Here is a 25458-nt window from a genome sequence, read left to right on the forward strand (position 1 = left end):
CCACCACTGTGATACGCCAGGTTTTAGTATCGGTCAGCTGGTTGGGAACCGGAGCATTGTCTTCTGCTTTGAAAACCACATCATAGGGTTGAGCCCGCACCTGTTCACAAACGGTTTTCCACTCAAAATTGCTTTGTGCCGGATTTCCCTGATACTGGTACTGGTCGCGGACTTTGGGTGGATGGTTGGGTGGATCGAGCGTAGCGGCTGGCTGATTAGGGAACAAGGCAGTGGAAGTAGAGAAAATAGCCGATTCGGAAGAAATGCGAATGGATTGATTTTGATCCGGATCGGTTGCCCGAATGATGGCTTTGAGCACTGTACCGGCGACAATACAGGTATCTTTGGGAATAATCAGTTCAGGTCGTTTGTTGGGTTGCTCTCTGACAGTAATCTGCATATCGCGGACAATCTCTCCGATTTTGATGTGATCGGCAGCGGTTTTTCGCCACTCTTCGACCACAAAGGCAATGTTGTATTCAGCATATCCTTTCGAACCGATACCATAGGCACTGGGGGCATCCCAGGTAATGTCTCCATTGAGAGGATTGAGCACAAAGGTAGGGGTACCTGATCCGGCTTCAGGAATTCCCACAGGTGGAGCTACGGTCTCAGGCGAGCGGTAGTTAGCTACTGTCAATAAAGCAGTTTGTCTGGGAATGATCATTTTGTAGGAGAGGCTATCGCCATCGGGATCAAAGGCAGCGGGGTTATAAGTAAATTTTTGTCCCACTTCGGCATTATCTACAGGGGGATTTCGTAGTTGGGGAGTGCTGTTGGAGCCAATGCTGGGCACAATATTGAGTACAGTCTCCACATAAAAAGGTGTAACAACTGAATTACTCATATTCACAATTTCCGCATTTCGATATTCCTCCTGGAAGTAAATGACATAGGAGCCTGAACTTGGAAAAGTATAGTTGAAAGTATAAGTAAGTTCTTCAATTTCATTGCCTACTACACGTCTTGGGAGATTAAGATCTGCTTCCAGTTTAGCAATAGGTGACAATCTTTGTCCATTTATAATAGGAAGTAAAACAATAGTAGATTTAAGCTGATCAGCACAAGTCGGGCAAGCATCTCTATAGAGAGTTAGCGTGAAGATATAGGTAGGGGTATTGGAATAGTTTGTATCTCGTATAGCTGTAATTTGTCCTGCACGTAAATGTGTTGCATAAGACATCTGTGATAAAAGTACTATAGAGATAAATAGTGGAAAGAATAGTATATAGTGTTTCATAAGTGGATTGTAGTTTGATTACAAAACGCTTATAGTAACAGTGAAATTATATCTGGAGAAATAAAGTTTGAATAGATTTTATTGTGAAGTAAATCTTACTATGAATAGTAGCAAAAGCACTTTTAGCTGAAATATTACTGCAATGCAAATTGTAAAAGTGATTAAGTAATTAAAGGATGTAAATCTTTAAAACAATATGCAAGTACAGAGTGTTTTATTTACTGATAGAATACAAAAAACAAACATAGGACAACTTGCAAGTCAGTGGTAGACAAGTTTCTATTTTGGATTCCGCAGATTGTATTTGTTCCAAAGAGCTTTCATCAAATTAGTAGATCTTTATATGATAGAGTGTAGAAAAAGAACAGAAATGCTTGTAAGGTTTATTCAGTTTATAGGAATAGATTCTATAAATGTTTGGGAGACTCTGATTTCCATTCAGGTAGGTTATTTAGATTGAGTCAAAATAAATGGATTCTTTTGCATGCTATTATTTCCAAATGTACTTTTGAGCGATAGTAAAATATCAAAATAATATCTGTTTCACGTCAAAAAACTATCGAGTTATAACATTTATGAATTGGTTAGTAAACGCTTTAACCAGTACCATTGGCCGCAAAGTTCTGATGGCACTTAGTGGCCTGTTTTTAATAATATTTTTGGTAGTGCATTTGGTAGGGAATCTACAATTATTGAAAAGCGATGGAGGGGTAGCTTTTAATACATATGCAAAGTTTATGGGACACAATCCTTTGATCCAGACAGTTTCCATTCTAAACTTTGCTTTTATTCTGACCCACATCTTTGTTAGTTTATTTTTAACAATTCGTAACCGTAAGGCTCGTCCTCAAGGGTATGCATATGTGAATAATAGTAGCACCTGGAGTTCCCGTAATATGGGGATTTTGGGAACGATCATTCTGGTCTTTCTTGTTGTTCACTTAGTGAATTTTTGGGGAAGAATGAAATTAACAGATTTCGGGATTGGTTCTTATGTAGAACATGACGCAACTCAGGATTATCTTGACTTGTATACAACTACAAAAGCTGCATTTCAGGAATGGTGGTTAGTAGTGTTGTATGTGGTTTCCATGATTGCGCTGGCATTCCACCTCTCACATGGTTTTCAGAGTGCATTTCGTACACTAGGAGTCAATCATCCCAAATACACTCCTTTTCTGAAAGGTTTAGGCCTTGCTTTCTCTATTATAGTACCTGCAGGCTTTGCTATAATTCCTGTTTATATGTTTTTACAGGGATAATTAACTGTCAGTTATTCTTCAAAATATAAGACTCCGATAAATACAGCGCTGAATGTCTGAATAATATGGAGCAAAAATCTGAAATCTTAATTGTTTCACCTGTATGAAATTAGATTCAAAAATTCCAGAAGGTCCTTTAGCAGAAAAATGGACTAAACATAAATTTAATCTGAAGTTGGTAAACCCTGCCAACAAGCGTAAATACACCGTTATTGTTGTTGGTACAGGATTGGCAGGAGCTGCTGCAGCGGCTTCTCTGGCTGAATTAGGATACAATGTAAAAGCATTTTCATTTCACGATAGCCCACGCCGTGCACACTCAATTGCTGCACAGGGTGGGATTAACGCTGCTAAAAACTATCAAAACGATGGTGATAGTGTTTATCGGCTTTTTTATGATACAATCAAAGGGGGAGACTACCGTGCACGTGAAGCAAACGTATATCGTCTGGCAGAGGTGAGTGTTAATATCATTGATCAGGCTGTTGCACAAGGAGTACCTTTTGCCCGTGAATATGGTGGAACACTGGCTAACCGTTCATTTGGTGGAGCGCAGGTGTCCCGTACATTCTACGCACGGGGTCAAACCGGTCAGCAGTTGTTGTTGGGTGCTTATAGTGCACTGAACCGCCAGATTGCTAGCGGAAAAGTTACTATGTATACACGTACTGAGATGTTGGATGTAGTTACTATTGATGGTAAAGCACGTGGTATTATCACACGCAATCTGGTGACAGGAAAAATAGAGTCTCATGCTGGTGATGCTGTATTGCTATGTACTGGAGGATATGGAAACGTATTTTTCCTTTCTACCAATGCAATGAACAGCAATGTGACTGCTGCATGGCGTGCACATAAAAAAGGAGCTTTATTTAGTAATCCTTGTTATACTCAGATTCACCCTACCTGTATTCCGGTATCCGGAGACTATCAGTCTAAACTTACACTGATGTCCGAATCGTTGCGGAATGATGGACGGGTTTGGGTCCCTAAAAAAGTGGGTGATAACAGACCTCCTGATCAGATTCCTGAAGACGAACGTGATTATTACCTGGAGCGCCGTTATCGGTCATTTGGTAACCTGGTACCTCGGGATGTGGCTTCACGAAATGCTAAAATGGTATGTGATGAAGGACGTGGGGTAGGACCTACTAAACTGGCAGTTTATCTGGATTTCGCAGATGCTATCAAACGCGATGGAGAGCAGAAGATTTCTGAGAAATATGGTAACCTGTTTGATATGTATGAGAAGATCACAGGTGAAAATCCATACAAAATGCCTATGCGTATCTATCCTGCCGTTCACTATACAATGGGTGGATTGTGGGTTGATTATAACCTGATGACAAATATACCAGGGTTATATGCATTGGGAGAAGCTAATTTCTCTGATCATGGAGCTAACCGTCTAGGGGCAAGCGCGTTGATGCAGGGATTAGCAGATGGTTATTTTGTGATTCCTTATACTATCGGTGATTATCTGGCTGGTATGAACCCTGCTACAGACAAAGTATCTGTAGATCATCCTGAATTTAAAAAGGCAGAACAGGAAGTAATGGATATGACTAAAAAGTTATTATCTATTAATGGAACTAAAACAGTGGATGACCTGCATAAGGAATTAGGAAAGGTAATGTGGGAATATTGCGGAATGGCACGGAATGCGGAAGGTCTGAAGATTGCCAAACAAAAGATTAAAGAGATCAAAGCTGATTTCTGGAAAAATGTAAGAGTGTTGGGCAAAAATGAAGAACTAAACCAGAGTTTGGAGAAAGCACACCGCGTTGCTGACTTTATTGAATTAGGTGAGTTAATGGTAGATGATGCTTTGGCTCGTAACGAATCGTGTGGCGGGCACTTCCGTGAAGAGTACCAATCTGAAGATGGGGAAGCAGAACGGGATGATGAGCATTATGCCTATGTTTCTTGCTGGGAATACAAAGGACCAGGTCAGGAAGAAGAATTACACAAAGAAGAATTGATCTTCGAAAATGTGAAACTGACAAAACGAAGCTATAAATAAGAGGCTTCTCTTAACTTATTAAAAAAATAAAACCTTTTCTGCTGGATAAGGTTAACACGATACATATGAAACTGAATCTGAAAATATGGCGTCAGAGTGATGCTTCTGCCAGTGGCAAATTGGTGGATTATAAAGTGGATATCAATCCGGAGATGTCTTTTCTGGAAATGCTTGATGTGTTGAATGAAGAGTTAGCCAGAAAAGGAGAAGATCCGGTTGCTTTTGATCATGATTGTCGTGAAGGAATTTGTGGGGCATGTAGTTTATACATAAATGGTCGTCCGCATGGACCGATGCAGACCACTACATGCCAGTTGCACATGCGTCATTTTAAAGATGGCGAAACTATTATAATAGAACCATGGCGTGCAGCTGCATTTCCACTTCTTAAGGATTTGGTTGTCGATCGTTCTGCTTTTGATCGTATCAACCATGCTGGTGGGTTCGTTTCTGTGAATACTGGTTCTGCTCCAGATGCGAATGAGATACTTATTCCCAAAACGGAATCAGATGAGGCGTTTAACTCTGCAGCTTGCATCGGATGTGGTGCGTGTGTAGCAGCTTGTAAAAATGCTTCCGCTATGTTGTTTGTAAGTGCTAAAATTTCTCACCTGGCTTTATTACCTCAGGGACAACCTGAGCGGGAACGTCGGGCAGAAAATATGGTAGCTCAGATGGATGCCGAAGGTTTTGGTGCATGTACAAATACAGGGGCTTGCTCTATTGAATGTCCAAAAGGAATCTCTATGAGCAATATTGCTTTAATGAACCGTGATTTTATTTTCGCTTCTCTTACTTCTAAACCTGAATTAAAGGTATCTGAAGGCGCATAGTTTATTTCTATATAAATTTAAAACCTGGCATTTGATATACTATTAAATGCCAGGTTTTTCTTTTTTAAGAATAGCATTTCCTTATATGTGGGTAAGGAGGGTAGGAAGCGGGTAGGTTGCGGGTAAGATCTAAGTAACTGATAATCAGTTAGGGTAAGAAGGGTAGGATGTTTAGGGCTAAACGGTAGCAGAAGAATAGGAGCAGAAAGGGTTAGTATATACTATATTTAGTATTTTCTTTTTATATTATATATAACACACGTAGACTAGAAAATATTCTTACCCCTTCTTACCCTAACTGATTATCAGTTACTTAGATCTTACCCGCAACCTACCCGCTTCCTACCCTTCTTACCCTCTATAAATAGTTTTATTTCCAGTTATTTTAATTCTATTTTAGAACTAATTATTCAACACAAGAAAATATAGTTAATTATACAACAAATATGGAATATGTAATTATAGTGGCTGGAGGTTCTGGAAGCCGTATGAGATCTGATATACCTAAACAATTTCTGGAAGTCAGAGGATTACCTATTTTGATGCATACCATAAGACGTTTTTATGAATATTCCCAACATATTCAGATAGTTCTTGCATTACCTGTAGAACAAATAGCGACATGGGAGAATTTAAGAGAAAAATATGCTTTTACGATTGATGCAAAAATAGTGACCGGAGGAAAAACACGCTTTCAGTCTGTTAAGAATGGCCTTCAGGTAATCAATGATGTAGAAGGTGTAGTTGCTATTCATGATGGCGTACGTCCATTTGTCCCTATAAACGTAATACAGCGTAGTTTCCAGGTTGCAAAAGAAAACGGTTCTGCAGTTGCAGCAGTATCTTTAAAGGATTCTATTCGTCAAGTTCTATCAGATGGAACTACACAAAGTGTAAACCGGGCTGATTTTCGCCTAATTCAAACACCACAAACATTCCAGACCTCTCTCATTAAAAAAGCATTTGAAGTGCCAGAGTCTGAACTATTTACAGATGATGCAAGTGTAGCAGAAGCTGCCGGGCATAGAATTTTATTAATTGAAGGTGATTACCGGAATATAAAGATTACTACTCCCGAAGATCTGGAATGGGCTCAGTATGTCTCTAATTAGGGATCTTTATCCTTTCTACTGCTAATAAGTAACTTCACAATATAATTACAGATGTATGATTTGTGTTCTAATTTGTAATTTATTAGACGGAAACTGTAAATATTTCTCAATTTAAAATAGGAATTGCATTAGTGAGAAAATATAATGGGCTTATAATAAGCTTGTTGTATTTTTTTTATATATGCAATTTTCTTGTATTATTGCTTGTGATTTTAGTGCACAGCATAAACTTGCATATGTAAGAAAGTAAATAAAACTATTGTAACCCTTTCATTTTAAAAGGATTACTTTGATATACTGAACTACTGTACTGAAAGGTGATAAATTTTGTTACTTACAGACTTAGAGGCTTTTACAGAATTCCAAGTTGCACAAATGATATGAAACAACTCTACATTATGGGAAGATTAGTCTTACGCCAGCCATTATTTTTTCTTCTTTCACTTTTTTTTATCTGTAATATCTCTCAGGCACAACCTGGAAAAGATGGTCCTTTGACAGTTTCAACTTCCGGATTAGTCGTCAATAAATATACACGCCTAACAGCAAACATTACTGCTGGAGCCAATACTGCTACTGTAAATAATATTGCAAGCGACTTAGGCGGGTTGCAAAACGGAGATTTGATAATGATCATCCAGATGCAGGGAGCCAGCATTACTACCACAGATGATATAAATTATGGTAGTGTATCTAATTATAATAATGCAGGAAAGTATGAATTCAAATATGTTACAGGTATCAACGGCAACACGTTTCGTGTGTATGGTACCTTTGCCAATAGCTATACTGCAACTGGACATGTACAAGTTGTAAAAGTACCTCAATACTCAACCTTAACAGTTAATGCAGGCGCTTCTGTTACTGCGCCAGCATGGGATGGCATTGTAGGAGGAATTGTTGCGATTCATGCACAAACTACGATTACTGTTAATGGTACAATTACGGTTGATGCATTAGGATTTAGAGGAGGAGCGGTAGATAATGCAAGTGCGTTAGTAAGTAACGGCCCATATACCAGTTATATAACTTCCAGTAGTTTAAATGGGGGAGAAAAAGGAGAAGGAATTGCTGGATATCAGCCTGAATATGATTTACTAGGTGGTAGATACGGACGAGGAGCTCCAGCCAATGGCGGTGGTGGTGGTAATACGCACAATGCTGGCGGAGGAGGTGGTGCTAATGGTGGAAATGTTGCTCTATGGACAGGGCAGGGAGTTATGTGTCCAGCATGTTCAGGAGCTGCTGCATGGGCACTTGATCCAGGGTATGCTGCTAATAGTAATTCCTTGACTACTTCACAGGGTGGAGGAAGAGGAGGATATACTAGAGGTATTAATAATATGGATGCTTTAACTGTTGGGCCTGGTAACGTTGCCTGGGGAGATAATAAAAGGAATGAAGTAGGAGGTTTGGGGGGACGTCCATTAACTGCTGCTCCTGGAAGTCGTATTTTCTTTGGTGGTGGAGGTGGTGCCGGTGATGCAAATAGTAATTCAGGAGGCAATGGGGGTAATGGCGGCGGCTTAATTTATTTGTTGGCTAATACTGTAACAGGCACAGGTAGCTTGTCTGCGAATGGCCAAAATGGCTCTAATACAACTAATCAGAATATTGATGCAGCCAGTGGTGGCGGTGCTGCCGGAACTATCGTTGTAGATGCGACCACTTTGACAGGAGTATCTGTAGTTGCAAAAGGAGGAAATGGAGGCAGCCAGGTACCAACTATTACCATTACAGGAGAGTCTGAAGGACCAGGCGGTGGTGGTGGTGGCGGATTTGTTGCTGTTCCTACCGGATCTTCTCCAAGTATTGATTTGAGTCCTGGGTTGAATGGTACAACTGTATCTACGGCATTAACAGAATTTCCGGCCAATGGTGCTACTTCTGGTAATAACGGAAGTTCAACCACTTTTTCTCCAACCACTCTGTCTTTTGTTTCCTCTATTACAGATAAACCTATTATTACTGTAAGTAAACGGGTAGAACCTATAGGACCTATTACTCAGGGAACTCCACGAAGCTTCTATTATATCATTACTGTTCAAAACTCAGGGCCTGGAACTGCAACCGGTGTTGAAGTTCGTGATGATCTTGCTTTGATCGGAGCTGGAGTAACCTATACAGGATCTACCTATACCAACCTGGATGGTACCGCCTCTGGTGGAGGAGTAGTGCCGGGGGCAGGTTCTACAAATCTCACATTTGGAAATTATACCTTACCTCCCAATAGTGCAATCGAATTATATTTTCAGGTGAATTTTAATGGATCACAAACTATAGGTACTTACAATAACTCGGCAAGTGCTTATTTTGATGATCCAACATCAGCGGCAACTCCTGCTGTAAAAATTACTCCTGGAGGTACATATACTGATGGAAGTGGCACTGTAGGAGGTAGTAATTACAATGGGGCTGCAGCAACACTAGAAGATGTAACCATCAACAATACAAACAATGCTCCTACTGCAACCAACAATTCCTATACTGCCAAGCAAAGTGTTTTGATGTACGGAAATGTGATCACTGATAATACTGGAGCTGGAGTAGACTCTGACCCGGATGCAGGTACACGTATCACTGTAGAGACAGATCTGGTTTCTTATAACACAGCACAAGGAAAACTCGTTATTGCAGACAATGGACAATTTAGTTTTATGTCTGCACCAGGTTTTACAGGAGCATTTACATTTACATACAATCTAATTGATAATGGTTCACCTGTAAGGCAATCTAATACTGCTACCGTTACCATTCAGGTAAATTCAATGCCTGATACAGATAGTGATGGCATTGCTGATATTACAGATCTGGATGATGACAATGATGGTATTCTGGATATTATGGAAGCTGGTTGTGGTGGTACAGGTGTCATTAACACAGCTTCAAACCTGATTGTCAATGGTAACTTTAATCAAGGTATCCCTGCCTCTACTACTCCTGATCCGCAATATATAGCTCCGGGAGGGACTTGGGGTGGTGGAACATGGACAAGTGGGGTTGCTTACAATGGATACAATGTATATCCGGTTGATACACGGATTGCGATTCAGCGAGGTGTAGTTACCTATTCTCCAATTGACCCTACAGATCCTGCTGTACCAGAATATAGTGTACCTAGTGGCTATCGTGTGGTACAGGGACCTTTTGCCGGGGATGCACCTTTTAATGTACCTGCCTCTGATACCTATTTATATTCCAATGGAAATAGTTTAGGGGTTCAGTATGTTATCTGCCGTCAGACTATTTCTGGTTTAACTCCCGGACGTGACTATATTCTGGTATCCTATACTTCCAATGCTATTAACCCAATACTGACAGATCCTGCGGCACCAGAAGATGGAATTATGCAGTTCTATGTTGATAATGCTGCCCCTTTTGATGGTGCAGATGCGCAACCTGTAGGTGAAGGATATGTGGTATATAAAGATGGAGACCCTAAATCAGGTCATAATAAAAAAGATTTATGGGATCGTCGTCAGGTAGTTTTCCGGGCTACTGCTCCTACGGCAGTGTTTGAACTTCGGGATGCTCAGTTGGGTATCAATGGAGATGACTTTGTGATTACCTATGCAGGGGTGTTTCCTTATAATGACTATTCGTGTGCTGGCCTTCCTGCTGACCCATCCGGAGATGAGGATGGTGATGGAGTAGCAAACTGGCAGGATGCAGATGATCCGGCTCTGGGTGCATTGGGTTTAACAGCCAGTGGCATTCGTACTATATATGCAAGCCTGGACCCGGATGGAGATGGCCTCCTCAGCCAGTTCGATCTGGATTCAGATGGAGATGGTTGTCCTGATGCCAAAGAGGCTGTATCTGGTGCCACTGTAAATGCAGATGGTACAGTAGGTTCTGGAGCAGTATATGGATACAATGGATTTTTCGATTCATTGGAATTGATGTCCACCACCGGAGGAACACCTGTTGAAACAGGCACAATCAACTATACCCTTGCTGCAACTTCCGGAACGTATAACTTTTTAAATAAAACGATATTTTCAGCTTGTAGCAATAATGCTCCTACTGCCAGTGATAAAACAATTCGTATTCGTAAAAATACAACACTACATCCTTCTTCCTATACATTCACTACAGGTGACTTTGGATTTGCTGATGCCGATGCTGGTAATTCTCTGGCAAGTGTAACTATTACTTCTTTACCTGCTAAAGGAGCATTGACGCTGAATGGAGTTGCAGTAACCGTTGGGCAAGAGATTGCTACAGCAGATATTCCTAATTTAGTCTATACACCTGTAATAGATGAAATAGGTAACCCTTATACATCTTTCCAATTTAAGGTGCGTGATAATACAGGTGTATACAGTATTGCAGCTAATACCATTACAGTAATTGTGTATGATATTGAAGCCATTGACGATTTACCGCTGGCTAACCCAATAACTGCTGTACAGATAGGTGCACCTACTGCTGTAGATGCGCTAGCCAATGATACACATATTACAGGAAATGCAGTGACATTAAATGTAGTAAGTCAATCTTCCCCATGTTTTACTGTTACTGCAGTAAATAATGGTACACTTACTCCAACATTTTTGATAGATGCTGGTACTGGACCTTGTACAACTGGAACCTATTCCTTTGTCTATAATTTTACAGATAACGTGGTAGGTGTAACTTCCAATAATGCAGTAGTAACATTTACTATTGTCAATACCATTGTCCCGGTTTCTAAAACGATAGTTGTTAAAGTTAACAAAACACTAGACCCATCGTCATATACTTTTAGCCAAACAGCAGGTCAAGGTGGTTCACCTGATTTTGATCTGGCTGGTGGAGATGGAACACTGCAGAAAATTGTTATCTATCAATTGCCTCTGGCAACAGATGGACAAATCTTATTAAATGGAACTCCTGTTGTGATTGGGGCGGTAATCTCAGCTACAGACATTCCAAATCTACAGTTTGTGCCTGTAGTGAATCGCTCAGGAACACCTAACCCTACTATGCAGTATCTGGCTATCGATGGAAATAACTCTCAAAGTCCGGTTGCTACAGCAGGTACAATTACATTCAGTATTGTCGATGCAATAGATGACGCCAATGTGAGTATTGCTGCCCCAATTAATGTTATAGCTAATGATAGGCTAGCTGCAACTGGTACGCCGATAGTTCGGGTGACAGTTCAGCCAACATCTGGTACTACAACATGCGGAACTACAACCGTAAATGCTGACAACACGGTTACATTTACACCAGATGCGAATGGTTGTACACCAGGTAATTACTTCTTTGACTATGTATTTGATACCAATATAGGTGGTGTATCTACTGTTACATCAGATACTGCCCGGGTAACCTTTACTATTGTACAACCTACTTCAGCAGATGAAAGCATTATTACTGCTGTAAATGTGGGTCGTCCATTTGCTGCAGGTGATTTTACAATCACAAGTGGATCAGGAACCTTAGGGTCTGTTGTAATCAAAACATTGCCTGCTAAAGGAACATTAACATACAATGGAAATCCTGTAACAGTTGGGACTGTGATTCCTGTAGCTAACCTGAACCAACTGGTATATCAGTCTACAGAAAGCGGTGTGCCTTATACTACATTTACTTTTGCAGTAAGAGATACATACAACACGGAGAGTCCTGTCTATACAATGACAGTCAATGTGATTGAAGCGAAAGATGATCCGGCTGTGCCGACTAGCCCAATCCTTGTAGTACAAGGGTCTACAATAAATATTCCTGTATTAGCCAATGATACTATTGTATCCAATACACCTACTACATTAACCATTGGTTCTCCTTCTGATCCTTGTTTCACAGCTTCTGTTGATAATACTAATCCCAATGCACCGACTATCAATTTTGCGAGTGCAGCGTGTCCGGCAGCTGTTTATACATTTACTTATACTATTACTCAAGGTGGGTCAACAACAACTACAGCTACTGTAACCGTAACTGTAGTACCAGAAAAGCCTGTGCTAAATCCTGGGGCTACTGTTACAGTTACATTCCCCGAAGATAATAAGGTAGGGACTCCAACAGTAGAGAACTTTGCTGATCCATCTGATAATTTTGTGACTCAGCTACAAGCAGCATTTGCCTATCCGCCAAGTGCTGGTCTACTGACTCAGATCAAGATTGATTCTTTACCGCATAAAGGAACATTGAAATACAATGGAGTTGCAGTTGCTATAGGTGACGTGATTGCACTGGTAGATTTGGATAAATTGGTTTATGAGCCAGTACCAAATGAAAACGGTAGTCCATATGTTACAGGTTTGAAAGTCTATGCTGCAGGGTCAGTAGGGAATTTCAGTGATGATGCGGTACGAGTAATTATCAATATTTCTCCTGTTCCAGATGCTCCATTGGCTCAGAATGACTACAATGTGACTCTAATCAATACTCCTGTTTCAGGAAATGCCTTGTCCAATGACAGTGATCCGGATGCTGGAGATATACTTGCTATAAAAGGTGTAACTAAGGCTGCAACAAGTCAAGGTGGTACAATTGATATAACTGGTGGTAACTCTACTCAAAACGGAGGGTTTTATACCTATACGCCACCAACTGGTTTTACAGGAGTAGATACATTTACATATCAAGTCTGTGATAATGATAATGTAGCTCCAAACCTTTGCTCAACTGCTGTTATTACCATTGTTGTAAATGATACAACAGGTAAAGGAGCCAAACCTCCTATTGCTAGAAATGATAACTATACTACCATTCAAAATAAACAGTTATCCGTTCTTGTATCAGAAGGTGTATTGGTCAATGATATTAATCCCTCACCAGGTAAGAAGAGTGAACTGGTAGTGACAGCTGAAACAAATGCTCCAACTGCGCAAGGTGGTGTGATTACAATCAATGGAGATGGTTCTTTTACCTACACACCTAAAACAGATTTTGTAGGCATTGATACTTATACCTATATTATTACCAATGCTGTAAATCTTAAGTCTGCTGCTACCATTACAATACTTGTCAACCCAGTATTGCCTACAGGACATATTCCACCAGTAGCAAAAAATGATTCAATACGGGTAAACTTTAATGTTACTTCATTTGAAGTAACTGGAGATTCTGATGATCCTAAGAATCTTCTTTATAATGATACACCTAAAGGAATGCTTTCAATAGCTCCAGTAGCTAATTGGCCAACTACTCAAGGGGGCAGTATTGATGTTAATTCTGATGGAACCTATACGTATTACCCAAGGGCTGACTTCTTAGGTACAGATACCTACACGTATACTGTATGTGATAATCTGGATCCAAAAGGATGTGCAACAGCTACTTTATTCATTACGATAAATATTCCGCCAGTAGCGCATAATGTAATAGATACACTGATCAATCCAAATCGTCCATCACCTCCTGAGCCATCGGGAAAACCTTTGCAGATGGTATTTCTGGATAAACCATTGGTAGGGACAGATGAAGATGGTAAAGTTGTAAAATACAAGATAAAAGATTTTCCAAGTAATGGAACTCTATATTATATAGGTACGGATGGTAATGGTAACAAAGTCCCTGTACCTATAGTACTCGAGACAGTGTTGGATTCTACACAGGCAGATACATTGTTTTATGAACCTATTATTGGCTATTCAGGCTTAGATTCATTTAAGTATAGTGTGATAGACAATGAGAACTCTGAGTCTCTGGTTGATTCTACCTATACATTGGTAATCATTAACCGCCCATTGGCCTTTGATGATGAACAAGTAGTAGTACCTAATACACCGAATGTACCTATAGATGCAGCAGCCAATGATTCTGATCCGGATAATGGTACGTTTGATCCTGCTTTCTCTGAGTTAGATCCAAAGGCTATCACTATCATTACACCTCCTGCACATGGTACCGCTACTGTAACAGATGGTATAATCTATTACTCATCAACAGGCAGTTATGAAGGTTTGGATTCACTGGTGTATGTAATCTGTGATATTACCACTCGTAATCCAAGCCTGGGTATGACAGATAACCATTTATGTGATACCGCTGTCGTACGCTTTATTGTAAGACCTCCATTCATACCGGAAGGCTTTACACCAAATGGCGATGGACAGCATGACTTCTTTGTGATTGAGAATCCGAACAATGATCAGATTCATTTGCAGGTATTTAACCGCTGGGGTAATCTGGTTTATGAATCCAAGGACTTCAAGAGTACTTATACTGGTGTGGCAAATGACTTCCCATATGCTACCAGCGACTGGAATGGCAAGTCAAACAGAGGTGTGCGTGTAGGGGAAGAGTTACCAGATGGAACGTACTTCTACATCATTAAATTCAAGAACAGCGGTTTCAATAAATCACGTTACATGACTATAATTCGGTAATGTTCTCTGCCGAATCTTGTCTGAGTTATTTTATCAGACAAGATTCGGTATAAAGACAGGTTTTCATATATATAAGATACTATTTCCAAGTTTCGTAATTGAAGGTACCAATGAGAAAAAAGATACTATTGTTCCTGTTCTTTTGTGGGGGCATGATCTCCAGCTTTGCTCAACAAGATGCTCAATATAGCCAGTATATGTTCAATATGATGGCTGTAAATCCTGCCTATGCGGGGAGTCGGGATGTACTGAGTATTACCGGTCTGTACAGAAACCAGTGGGTAGGTATGGAAGGTGCTCCGGTAACACAGACCCTGACAGCCGATATGCCAATCCGTAAAGAGAAGATCGGGATAGGGCTATCATTATTTAATGATAATATAGGTTTGACAGCTACACGAGGTATTTCTGGCGTATATTCCTATCGGATCCGGTTTAATAAAAAAGGAACACTCGCCTTTGGAATTCAGGGTGGAGTGCTTTACTTCAATGGGGAGTATTCCAAGATGGTGCTTAACCCTAATCATACACCTGACCCCACTGTACCTAATGACTATGTGCGGTATGCACCAGTTGTGGGAGCGGGAATCTATTATTCTACGGATCGTTTTTACCTTGGCGCATCACTTCCGAACCTGGTTAAATATACACTGACAGATCAACGTATTATCACATCTGCTGATCCGAACGAACGGGCTATGAAGTTCCGGCACGTTTTCTTAATGACAGGTTATGTAGTGCAGCTGAGTCCTTCTGTAGTGTGGAAACCTTCTGTACTGGCAAAATTTGTAAAAGGAGCGCCACTTCAATTTGATCTTAATACCAATTTCTGGTTCTATGATCGGTTTGCTGTAGGAGCTTCTTATAGAACAGGAACGGCTATTCTGGGTATGGTTGAGTTTCAGATTACTCCTCAGCTACGTTTGGGGTATGCGTATGACTATGGTCTCAATGCATTACAACGATACAATGCAGGTACACATGAGATCATGTTACGATATGAATTTAGCTTTGATAAGGCTAAGGTGTTGTCGCCACGTTATTTCTAATAATCGGCAAGTACACAAGCTGAGTAGAAGAGTGAAAACATCTGACAAGAATTTAAACTGCTAAAGTACAATAAGGCATTCTGCGTATAAATATTCATGGAAATGACAAAAAAAATTACTTTTTGGACATTGCTGCTTACATGTTTCCTCAGTTATCAGGCATTCTCCCAGGCATTAGGGTTAAAAGCTCAGGGGGATAAGGCGTATTCCCGCCTGAAATATGCTACAGCTATCGATCTGTATGAGCAATACTTACAACAGGATAGTACAGATCTTTCGGTAAAAAAGAATCTGGCTGATTCGTATCGGAAAGTAGGAGACAGCAAGAATGCCGAACGACTGTATGGAGAGGTTGTTGCAAAAGATCCCAATGATGCCAAGTCCGCATTTGCCTATGCTCAGATGTTATCTGAAAATGGTAAATACGAAGAGGCCAAAGTATGGTATAGCAAATACCAACTGCTTAATTCGGGAGATCCAAGAGGAACAGCCTTTACACAAGCCTATAACAATCTGGGAGAATTGTATGCAGATTCCTTAGAGTATAAGATTTTTAAAGTAGATATCAACTCAGACCAGTCAGACTTTAGCCCAACCTATTATGATAAAGGGCTAGTATTTGTCTCTGGACGACGTCCTGATAAAAGTTCGAAAAAAGTATATGCCTGGAATAACACAGCCTTCCTAGATCTGTTTTATGTTGATTCAACAGGTGTGCGGGCTCTGCCTTATGATACAGATACAGGGGTAGATCGTTATTCGTCTGCCGATTCGTATAAAACCAAACAACAAAATCTGCACTCAGACCAGACACGCCAAACTAGTAATGATAACAGTACACTGGGATACTATGGTGATAACTTTCCAAAAGACAATGGAGGCGTAAATCAGGATACCCGTGTTACGCCTTTTGATAAAAAGATTAACAGTAAGTTTCATGAAGGGCCTGCTGCCTTTACGAAAGATGGAAATACTATCTATTTTACCCGAAACAATTATCTGGGTAGTTCGCAAAAAGGGGATGATGGCATAGTAAAACTGAAGATTTATACCAGTGAGAAAAAAGATGGGGAATGGAGTCGGCCTAAAGAATTGCCATTTAACAATAAAAACTATTCTGTAGGGCATCCAGCTTTAAGCCCGGACGGAAATACGTTGTACTTTGTTTCAGATATGCCTGGTGGATTTGGAGGAACAGACATCTATAAAGTAGCCAAAGGAACGGATGGAAAATGGAGTACCCCTGAGAACCTGGGTAAGGCTGTAAATACAGAAGGCAATGAGATGTTTCCATATGTAGATAATACCAACAAACTATATTTTTCCTCAAATGGACATGCTGGATTAGGTGGTCTGGATATTTTTGAGACAGATTTGAATTCACTGGGGACTGTGGAAAATATTGGTTTCCCTATCAACTCTAAAAAGGATGATTTTGGTATGATCGTAGACTCTACCGGGCGTCAGGGATACTTTAGCTCCAATCGTGGCAAGGGTGGGGCTGATGATGATATTTATATGTTCCGCAAATTGGCTGCTCCAATTCAGTTGTTTGTATACGCGTATGAAAACGAAAATACACAGGATACTTTACGAGATGTTCCTATCACAGTAAAAGAAGAAGGGAAAGATGGGTTAGTACCTGGTAAGAATACAAATGGGTTATATACCTTCAATCTAAATCCTGATAAGAACTATACGATTACTGGTAAGAAAGATACCGCAACAGTAACCAAAAATATAAGTACTACAGATCGCAAGCCTGGCGACAAGATCAATGAATCATTACAGTTCATTACAGATCCGGATCTGATTGCGAAGCTGAAAGATCCTAACGGAGGCAAGAAAAAACTGCCTGCCGATTGTGATGAAAACCGCAAACTGTATTCACTGGATAATGTGTATTATGATTTTGACAAAGCTTCCGTTCGGGCTGATGCCAAACCTGTACTGACATCTGTAGTAAAGCTGATGAAGAAATATCCGGATATTGAGATTATCGTATCTTCCTATACAGATGCACGTGGTACCAATGATCCCTATAACATAAAGCTTTCCGCAAAGCGATCTGATGCAGTATACAATTACCTAGTGAAAAACGGTGTAACGAAAACTCGTTTATCAAAAGAAAGCAATAGCGAGAATGCACCTGTAAACGATTGTAAAGATGGTATTGCCTGTACAGAAGTACAACATCAGTTAAACCGTCGTACTGAATTTTATGTAGTAAAGAACGGCCGTAATATCACAAAAGAATGTGAACTGATTACCTATAAGCTTCCTAATCGAATTGATCCTGCAGATGTACGGCTGATCTATTTTGATCTAAATAAATCAGAGATACGTTCAGATGCAGCCCCTGTACTGGATGAGCTGGTAGAAACGTTAAAGCAAAACCCGGGTATCAAAATAGCTGTGGCTTCTTTTGCTGATTCAAGAGCATCTCAAAATTACAATTATGCATTATCACGTCGTCGCTTGCAAGAATCTGTGAGCTACCTGATTAATAAAGGTGTAAGTGCTTCCCGAATTAGAATGAAGGAGTTTTATGGTGAGACTCACCTAGCAAACGATTGTCGTGATGATGTAAACTGTAATGAAGAACAACATCAGGCCAACCGCCGTACTGAGATACGAATTATCAGATAATAAAGAGTTGCACAAACAAAAAAACCTGCTTTTCAAAAGAAGAGCAGGTTTTTTTGTTTATAGAAATATTTATCTTGCGTCAATGCCAGATAGAAAAAGCCGCGATTATAGATTCATTTTAATACTCATCTTCATTGAAGAAGAAATCATCTTTTGTTGGGTAGTCAGGCCAAATCTCTTCAATACTCTCATAAGGCTGACCGTCATCTTCTAGTTCCTGGAGGTTTTCAACTACTTCGGTGGGAGCACCTGAACGAATAGCAAAATCAATTAATTCATCTTTGGTTGCAGGCCAGGGAGCATCTTCTAGGTAAGAAGCTAATTCTAATGTCCAATACATAGGCATTCTCTTTTATCTATGATAAAATAAAAATTGGTTTGAAAACAGATTAATGCGATACTGCTTTTCTTTGCTGGAAAAGCTACAAAATCTAATACCGAAAAGTTCAAAAAATGTTTCAAATAATAAAATAAAATACTATAATTTTTTTGAACAGGCCAATATTACGCATTTTTAACGATACGGACGGTTGGTTCGTATCTCTGCCAACTCATTTTTAAACTGATTCAATAAATTTTCTTTTACCTGAATCTTCCGTTTTTGCACGTTCAGATTAGTTGCTGGCCGCTTATTATCCTGATTCTGGTCATCGCCGTATCCTTGTCGGTTATAGCTACTTGTTTGACTAACAGAGCCACCTGCTGCTTCACTTTCCTGCAATTCTAGCTGTTGTTTATCTTTGCGCACAAGATCACTCATGGTGGCTACCTTGATGGTAAGCTGCTCTTCTTTTGACTTTTTCTCAAAGAAGAAATGCTTCCGTTTGATCACACGCATTAGATAATTCATTTCAAATATTTTGTCACACGCCAGACGGAAACGTTCACCCAGTGCTCTATCTTGCTTAAAGGAAGGAACATTAAGGTTTTTCCACTCCATCAGCAATGCTTTGGCTCGTTCCGCCGCCACATTCATATCCGGCTGTGTAAATAATGATTCTGCTTCTGCAGTCATTTTTTCCTGAGCCGCCTGTTTAGGATCAACACGTTTGGTAAAGCGTGGAGGTAAGCCTTTGGCCTGATTATATCGTTCAAAGAAAATATCTGTAGCTTTGCGGAATCGTTTCCAGAGTTTGGTAACCTTATCCGGTGGGAGTTTGCCTACGTTTTTCCAGCGTTCCTGAAGCGCCTTAAATGCAGTCACTGTAGCATCCCAATCCTGAGAGTATTTGAGCCGTTCGGCTTGATAAATAATCTCCATATACGAGTCCATCCGTGTCTTCTGTTCGAGCATCTTCTGGTTGAAGAAGTCCTTTCTGCGGGCAAAGAAATCATCCAGTACTTTGCGGAAAGATCCTTCAATTTCTTCTTCCAGTTCTTTGGCAACTGCACCGGTTTTAATCCACTTTTCTTTTATCTCATGCAATTTGTCCGCAGCTTCTTTCCATTCTTCGCTCAGGCGATGAGGTTCCGCTTCTAAAAGCAGGGCTTGTTTGATCTCAAGATTTCGGTCCCGGTTAACAGATATGTTCTTGCGGAGATCTTCTTCGAGTATATCCAGTTTTTTGTAAAGGGCAGGAAAATCCCCCAGTGCATCATAATCAGCAAAGTAATTACGCAGATGAACCAGTTTCATCAGGTAAGAACCTTTGTTCTGAGCATTTTCTACAAGGTTATACAGTTCCGCAACTTTTTGTTGTGCAACTTCATAGCGTTTGCGGAAGTATTCCACACTGGCCTCTATACTTTGGCGTACTTCGCCAATTTCACGGTCGGGAAAATCAAAATAACCCTTCAGATATACTTTTCCTTCACTGACGTATCCGTATTCGTCAGACCAGTCAACGTTGTTCATGGTTTGGTTGTATTAAAATTTACTATACTGTTTAGGAAGCAATACTTCGTTCAGTATCGAAAGTCTTGACGGACAGACGATTTGAGTTTGAAAAATAATGGAAATACCAAAGATTACCAACAAGGCAACCCAATTTATCTGAATAATACTTTATTTTTTTGTTACTGCAAAATAATGTTTTTTAAAAAAAAGTATACAATACTTCGTTACAGTATTTTTCAGATATTTGTCCCACTCAAAAAACGGGAGATGCTATTTTAGTAAAAAAACACTGAACAAGTAAGCATATTCCGTGAACTAAAAAAAGGAAAATAGCCGATCTTTTCTTTGTGATCGTAGTATCTGCTTGCTAATCAAGGAGTAGTGAATACCATTAAAATCTACATATTTGCCTTTAGAAGGTCTGAGCTGTTTTTCAAAACAAACGTATATTAACCTATTTAGGAGAACGCATTATGAGTAACGAGAAAATTATATTTTCTATGAACCGGGTAAGCAAGATTTACCCGTCTACCAACAAGCAGGTTCTGAAAGATATCTATCTGTCATTTTTCTATGGTGCCAAAATAGGTGTCTTAGGTTTGAACGGATCTGGTAAGTCAACTTTGCTGAAAATTATTGCAGGGATAGATAAAAACTATCTGGGTGAGGTAGTATTCTCTCCGGGCTATACAGTAGGTATGCTGGAGCAGGAACCTCAGTTTGATCCTGAAAAGACTGTCATTGACGTTGTAAAAGAAGGAACCAAAGAAATTGTGGATCTGCTGAAAGAGTTTGACGAGATCAATGAAAAATTTGCCGATCCGGATGCTGATTATGACAAGTTACTGACTCGTCAGGCTCAGGTACAGGAGAAGCTGGATGCAGTAGATGCATGGAATCTTGACAATAAGCTGGAGAAAGCCATGGATGCTCTTCGTTGTCCTCCACCCGATGCATTGATCAAGCACTTATCTGGTGGTGAAAAACGTCGTGTGGCTATGTGTCGTTTGTTGCTTCAAGAGCCTGATGTATTGTTGCTGGATGAGCCTACCAACCACCTGGATGCAGAGTCCGTTTTGTGGCTGGAACAACACTTACAACATTACAAAGGGACAGTCATTGCTGTAACGCACGACCGATACTTCCTGGATAATGTAGCAGGTTGGATTCTGGAACTGGATCGTGGAGAAGGTATTCCATGGAAAGGAAACTATTCTTCCTGGCTGGAACAGAAAAAAGACCGCTTAGCTAAAGAGGAAAAGCAGGAATCCAAACGCCAGAAAACGCTGGAACGTGAGTTGGACTGGGTACGTATGGCACCAAAAGCAAGACAAGCTAAATCCAAAGCTCGTTTGCAGGCATATGATAAACTGCTTGGTGAAGAGGCAAAACAGAAAGAAGATAAACTGGAACTGTTTATCCCGCCAGGACCACGGTTAGGTGCAAAAGTGATTGAGGTTCAGAATGTGGCTAAATCGTTTGGTGATAAACTGTTATTTGAAAGCCTGAATTTTTCTTTACCTCAGGCAGGAATTGTAGGGATCATTGGACCTAATGGTGCTGGTAAGACAACTTTATTCAAACTGATAACTAATCAGGAGAAACCAGATGCAGGTACATTTGAAGTAGGAGATACAGTAAAAATTGCCTACGTTGATCAGGAACATGACAAACTGGACCCCACTAAAAGTGTATTTGAGACTATTACTGGAGGTACAGAGCAGATGATGTTAGGCGGACGTATGGTAAACTCCCGTGCCTATGTGAGTCGCTTTAACTTTACCGGAAATGATCAGGAAAAGAAAGTAGGTGCCCTGTCAGGGGGAGAACGCAACCGAGTACATCTGGCAATGACATTGAAAGATGGTGGTAATCTGCTGTTGCTTGACGAACCTACCAACGATCTGGATGTAAACACCATGCGTGCGCTTGAAGAAGGTCTGGAAAACTTTGCAGGTTGTGCTGTAATTATTTCTCACGACCGTTGGTTCCTGGATCGTATCTGTACACATATCCTGGCTTTTGAAGGAGATTCACAGGTATACTGGTTTGAAGGAAACTTCTCTGAATACGAAGAGAACAAGAGAAAACGTCTTGGTGATATTACTCCTCATCGCATCCGTTATAAAAAGCTGGTATAATTACAATATATACTCAAAAAGCGTATGATTATCATACGCTTTTTTCATTTATGGAAATACTTTAAGTAAGGTTTTGTATGCTAGTTTATAGAATCTACGGGTGAACTTGAAATGGATTGTAAAACCTGTTGAGTTACATCTTTACCTCCTGATAAGTTTGTAATTAAAGCCATTGGAGTGTAGATAATGCCCCAGGGGAATCCCCACCAGCCAAGAAATAAAGAAAGTAGGGTAAATGGGAGACTTTTCCCCCAATGGGATTCGCCACTTCTGATAAAATAGATATCAGTAGGTTTCTTAAATGTCATAACAAGAATGGAGACTGTAAATTCGAAGTATACAAATTTGCCTCCATATTGAATTTCTCCTAGAATATCCTGTACGGTAAGACCTTCTGTGTTTTTAATTTTCATACGAGTGTATTTGGGTTAGTATTGTTTCTTGATCTGTTTGGAGTAGAAAATGTAACTTTAGAATAATTACCGTCCTGTAAGTTGTTGTAGGGAAATAGGATATTCAGGAAGAATGTGTAGAAAGGAAGACAGAGATATATGGTGAAAACATACCCAAAATGTAGAAACTCTATTTATACTACAGCCTGGTATACTTATTTCTGAGATAGATTTATTTCTACTCGGTATGAATAATTATCCACGATTAACCAAAACAGTTAGTATACTGGCAATCCTAGTGTTGATTGTTGTTATTCTGGTCTATGCAAGACCTTTCCTGATACCTTTGACATTTGCTGCATTACTGGCTATGCTCTTATTGCCTTTTACAAAATGGCTAAGAGATAAAGGTATTCATGAAGTTGTTGCAATTGTACTTTCGATATTGCTACTGGTAGGTTTTTTTGCATTGATCTTTTTTCTGATCAGCTTGCAGGTATCTGATCTTGCCAAAAATACTTCTCAGATTGAAAAGCAGGTCACCGAACGATACCATCAGGTTCAGCAGCTTATTACAGATCAGTTGGGTATTTCACCTGATAAACAGGAAAAAATGATCAAAGAACAACAGGCTTCTTCTCCTGGAAAACTTGCTTCTCTTGTCACTGGTTTCCTTGCCGGATTAGGTGGTGTGTTGACAGATACTATTCTGGTACTGGTGTATATCTTCCTGCTTATCTGTTTCCGCAGCAGATTGAAAGGCTTTATTATACGATTGGTTCCGAAGAAGGAAGAACCCAAAGCACTTGAAATTGTAAATAATGTGCAACAGGTGACACAAAAGTATTTGAGCGGACTTTCTATGATGGTTGTGTCTCTATGGGTGATGTATGGGATCGGGTTTACCGTCGTGGGAGTAAAGAATGCTCTCTTTTTTGCTATACTCTGTGGTATTCTGGAAATCGTTCCTTTTGTTGGAAATCTGACGGGTACCACACTTACCATTGTTATGTCTCTGGTGCAGGGAGGTAATACCAATACTATTATAGGGATTCTGATTACCTATGGATTGGTACAGTTTATACAATCATATATATTGGAACCTCTGATTGTGGGTTCCGCTGTAAATATCAACCCCTTGTTTACCATTGTGGGATTGGTAGCAGGGGAGATGGTGTGGGGGATACCCGGCATGATCCTGGCCATTCCGTTGTTAGGCATTACAAAAATTGTTTGTGACAATGTAGAGTCTTTACAACCATATGCCTATCTGATTGGTGAAGAGGAGAAGAAAGAGAATGGAATCAAGAAATTCCTTAACACAACGGGAAAAACAATAAAAAGCTGGTTCCAGAAGAAATGATGGCGACAGATTGCATTCTGTATTTACAATAGATAATCTGAAAATTTCTGAAAATGAGAAATTCCCCTTTATTTAGTGTCAATACTGTTTTATCTGTTCTACTTTTTTATGGTTGTAATCGTTCTCTTTGGGATATGTATAGTTGGAAGTGTGGCAGCATTTCTTGTCGCTCTGGCACAGATACGATGGATACGAAAAGCGAAAACATATAGTAGGGTAGAGGCACAAATAACAAAAGTCGTGAATGCCAGCTGGAATGGCGATACTGCCGATCGCGAAGGAGGAGAATACACTGTACCTGTTGCTGAATTTGAAATCGGATCAAATCAAACGATGGCTTTTACATTATATGGAAGTGAGTATAGAAACTATTTAGTAGGACAACGAATACAGATGCTGTACCCTCCCGGACAACCTGAACTAGCAGTGGTATTTGAGAGGAAGGAGATAGTTAGTACAAGTATTAAATACAGTGTAGTTGGAGTAATACTAGCAGGGCTGGCAATACTACTATGGTATTGGACTGGGCTGAAAATAGTAGAATAAGGTCAGTTGCATTCCAGAAATCCTTTATCTTCCAGTGCTCTTTTATCAATAGCAACAGCTTTTTGAAAATACACACATGCTTTCTGACGTTGACCTAATTTCCAATAGGATTTAGCTAGTCCTATCCAGAAGCTCTCGACATTAGGGAGATCTTCTATGGAGATTGCCCACTCTATAATTGCTGCTTTATAATCTTCAGTATGATAGTATGCTTCTGCTAACATAGAATGAAGTTCTGTGTGGCCAGGAGGGGCATAACATAAACTGTTAGTAAGATCATTAATAGCTTTCAGATATTCGCTTCTCTGGAGGTAAAGTCTGGCTCGGTTTCGATAAGCTGACCAATGAGTTGTATCATATTGAATCGCCTTTGTATAAGCCTGGATAGCTATTGTAATAGCTGTATCTGGAGGTGGTAACATCCATTTAAGAGTAGCGTTAGCCCAATAAAATAAACTGTCCGCTTTTTTATGATTTTGAGGATATATATTCTGAGCCTGAGATAAGAATGGCAATAGTAATAATGGAGTTAAATAAATGAATTTGATAAGATGAAGTGCATTCTGGTTGGTTTCTCCTTTCATAGACTACATAACCTGTTTTAATTCATAAGGTGGTCTAAGATATATAAATAATAACTTCCTTAAAAAACAAACAGGCAAATCATAATTGACTTGCCTGTTT

At 39.9% G+C, this 25458-nt stretch carries 14 protein-coding genes and 1 pseudogene; 10 read left to right on the forward strand and 5 right to left on the reverse strand.

The window, feature by feature from the left end:
• Positions 1–1240 (reverse strand): annotated as a pseudogene (locus QNI22_RS29885) (hypothetical protein); the annotation flags it as partial.
• 575 nt (positions 1241–1815) lie between these two features.
• Here QNI22_RS29885 and QNI22_RS29890 point away from each other — a divergent pair.
• The 7 genes from QNI22_RS29890 (at position 1816) to QNI22_RS29920 (ending at position 18495) form a co-directional block, all read left to right on the forward strand.
• On the forward strand, positions 1816–2502 hold the full coding sequence (locus QNI22_RS29890; RefSeq protein ID WP_314516649.1) for a succinate dehydrogenase cytochrome b subunit: 687 nt from the start codon (positions 1816–1818) through the stop codon (positions 2500–2502).
• A 103-nt stretch (positions 2503–2605) separates the two neighbouring features.
• A complete protein-coding gene (locus QNI22_RS29895; protein WP_314516651.1) occupies positions 2606–4525 on the forward strand; it encodes a fumarate reductase/succinate dehydrogenase flavoprotein subunit in 1920 nt (639 codons plus the stop codon).
• Between the two features lie 65 nt (positions 4526–4590).
• Positions 4591–5358: a succinate dehydrogenase/fumarate reductase iron-sulfur subunit gene (locus QNI22_RS29900; RefSeq protein WP_313987903.1), complete on the forward strand. Its 768-nt coding sequence runs from the start codon at positions 4591–4593 to the stop codon at positions 5356–5358.
• Between the two features lie 446 nt (positions 5359–5804).
• Complete coding sequence (locus QNI22_RS29905) at positions 5805–6470, forward strand: 2-C-methyl-D-erythritol 4-phosphate cytidylyltransferase (RefSeq protein ID WP_314516654.1); 666 nt, start codon at positions 5805–5807, stop codon at positions 6468–6470.
• Positions 6471–6850: 380 nt separating this feature from the next.
• On the forward strand, positions 6851–14797 hold the full coding sequence (locus tag QNI22_RS29910; protein ID WP_314516656.1) for an Ig-like domain-containing protein: 7947 nt from the start codon (positions 6851–6853) through the stop codon (positions 14795–14797).
• A gap of 110 nt (positions 14798–14907) precedes the next feature.
• Positions 14908–15846 (forward strand): PorP/SprF family type IX secretion system membrane protein, encoded by a 939-nt coding sequence (locus QNI22_RS29915; protein ID WP_314031563.1) that lies wholly within the window; start codon positions 14908–14910, stop codon positions 15844–15846.
• Positions 15847–15948: 102 nt separating this feature from the next.
• Complete coding sequence (locus QNI22_RS29920) at positions 15949–18495, forward strand: OmpA family protein (protein WP_314516658.1); 2547 nt, start codon at positions 15949–15951, stop codon at positions 18493–18495.
• A gap of 118 nt (positions 18496–18613) precedes the next feature.
• Here QNI22_RS29920 and QNI22_RS29925 read toward each other — a convergent pair whose 3' ends face one another.
• Together QNI22_RS29925 and QNI22_RS29930 are read right to left on the reverse strand one after the other, a co-directional pair.
• A complete protein-coding gene (locus QNI22_RS29925; RefSeq protein ID WP_313987890.1) occupies positions 18614–18835 on the reverse strand; it encodes a DUF2795 domain-containing protein in 222 nt (73 codons plus the stop codon).
• Between the two features lie 174 nt (positions 18836–19009).
• Positions 19010–20350, reverse strand: a complete 1341-nt coding sequence (locus tag QNI22_RS29930) for a DUF349 domain-containing protein (RefSeq protein WP_314516660.1) — start codon at positions 20348–20350, stop codon at positions 19010–19012.
• Positions 20351–20805: 455 nt separating this feature from the next.
• Here QNI22_RS29930 and ettA point away from each other — a divergent pair, with 455 nt between their 5' ends.
• Positions 20806–22473, forward strand: a complete 1668-nt coding sequence (gene ettA / locus QNI22_RS29935; RefSeq protein WP_314516662.1) for an energy-dependent translational throttle protein EttA — start codon at positions 20806–20808, stop codon at positions 22471–22473.
• 80 nt (positions 22474–22553) lie between these two features.
• On the opposite strand, the gene QNI22_RS29940 is transcribed toward ettA, so the two are convergent.
• Complete coding sequence (locus tag QNI22_RS29940) at positions 22554–22886, reverse strand: hypothetical protein (RefSeq protein ID WP_314516664.1); 333 nt, start codon at positions 22884–22886, stop codon at positions 22554–22556.
• Between the two features lie 226 nt (positions 22887–23112).
• Between QNI22_RS29940 and QNI22_RS29945 the strand changes: the two genes are divergently transcribed.
• Both QNI22_RS29945 and QNI22_RS29950 read left to right on the forward strand, forming a co-directional pair.
• Positions 23113–24228, forward strand: coding sequence for an AI-2E family transporter (locus QNI22_RS29945; RefSeq protein WP_314516666.1), 1116 nt, complete (start codon positions 23113–23115; stop codon positions 24226–24228).
• A 108-nt stretch (positions 24229–24336) separates the two neighbouring features.
• Positions 24337–24774, forward strand: a complete 438-nt coding sequence (locus QNI22_RS29950) for a DUF3592 domain-containing protein (protein WP_314516668.1) — start codon at positions 24337–24339, stop codon at positions 24772–24774.
• 2 nt (positions 24775–24776) lie between these two features.
• On the opposite strand, the gene QNI22_RS29955 is transcribed toward QNI22_RS29950, so the two are convergent.
• Positions 24777–25358, reverse strand: a complete 582-nt coding sequence (locus QNI22_RS29955) for a tetratricopeptide repeat protein (RefSeq protein WP_314516670.1) — start codon at positions 25356–25358, stop codon at positions 24777–24779.
• Between the last annotated feature and the right edge of the window lie 100 nt (positions 25359–25458).

The organism is Xanthocytophaga agilis (assembly GCF_030068605.1).
GTDB classification, from domain to species: Bacteria; Bacteroidota; Bacteroidia; order Cytophagales; family 172606-1; genus Xanthocytophaga; species Xanthocytophaga agilis.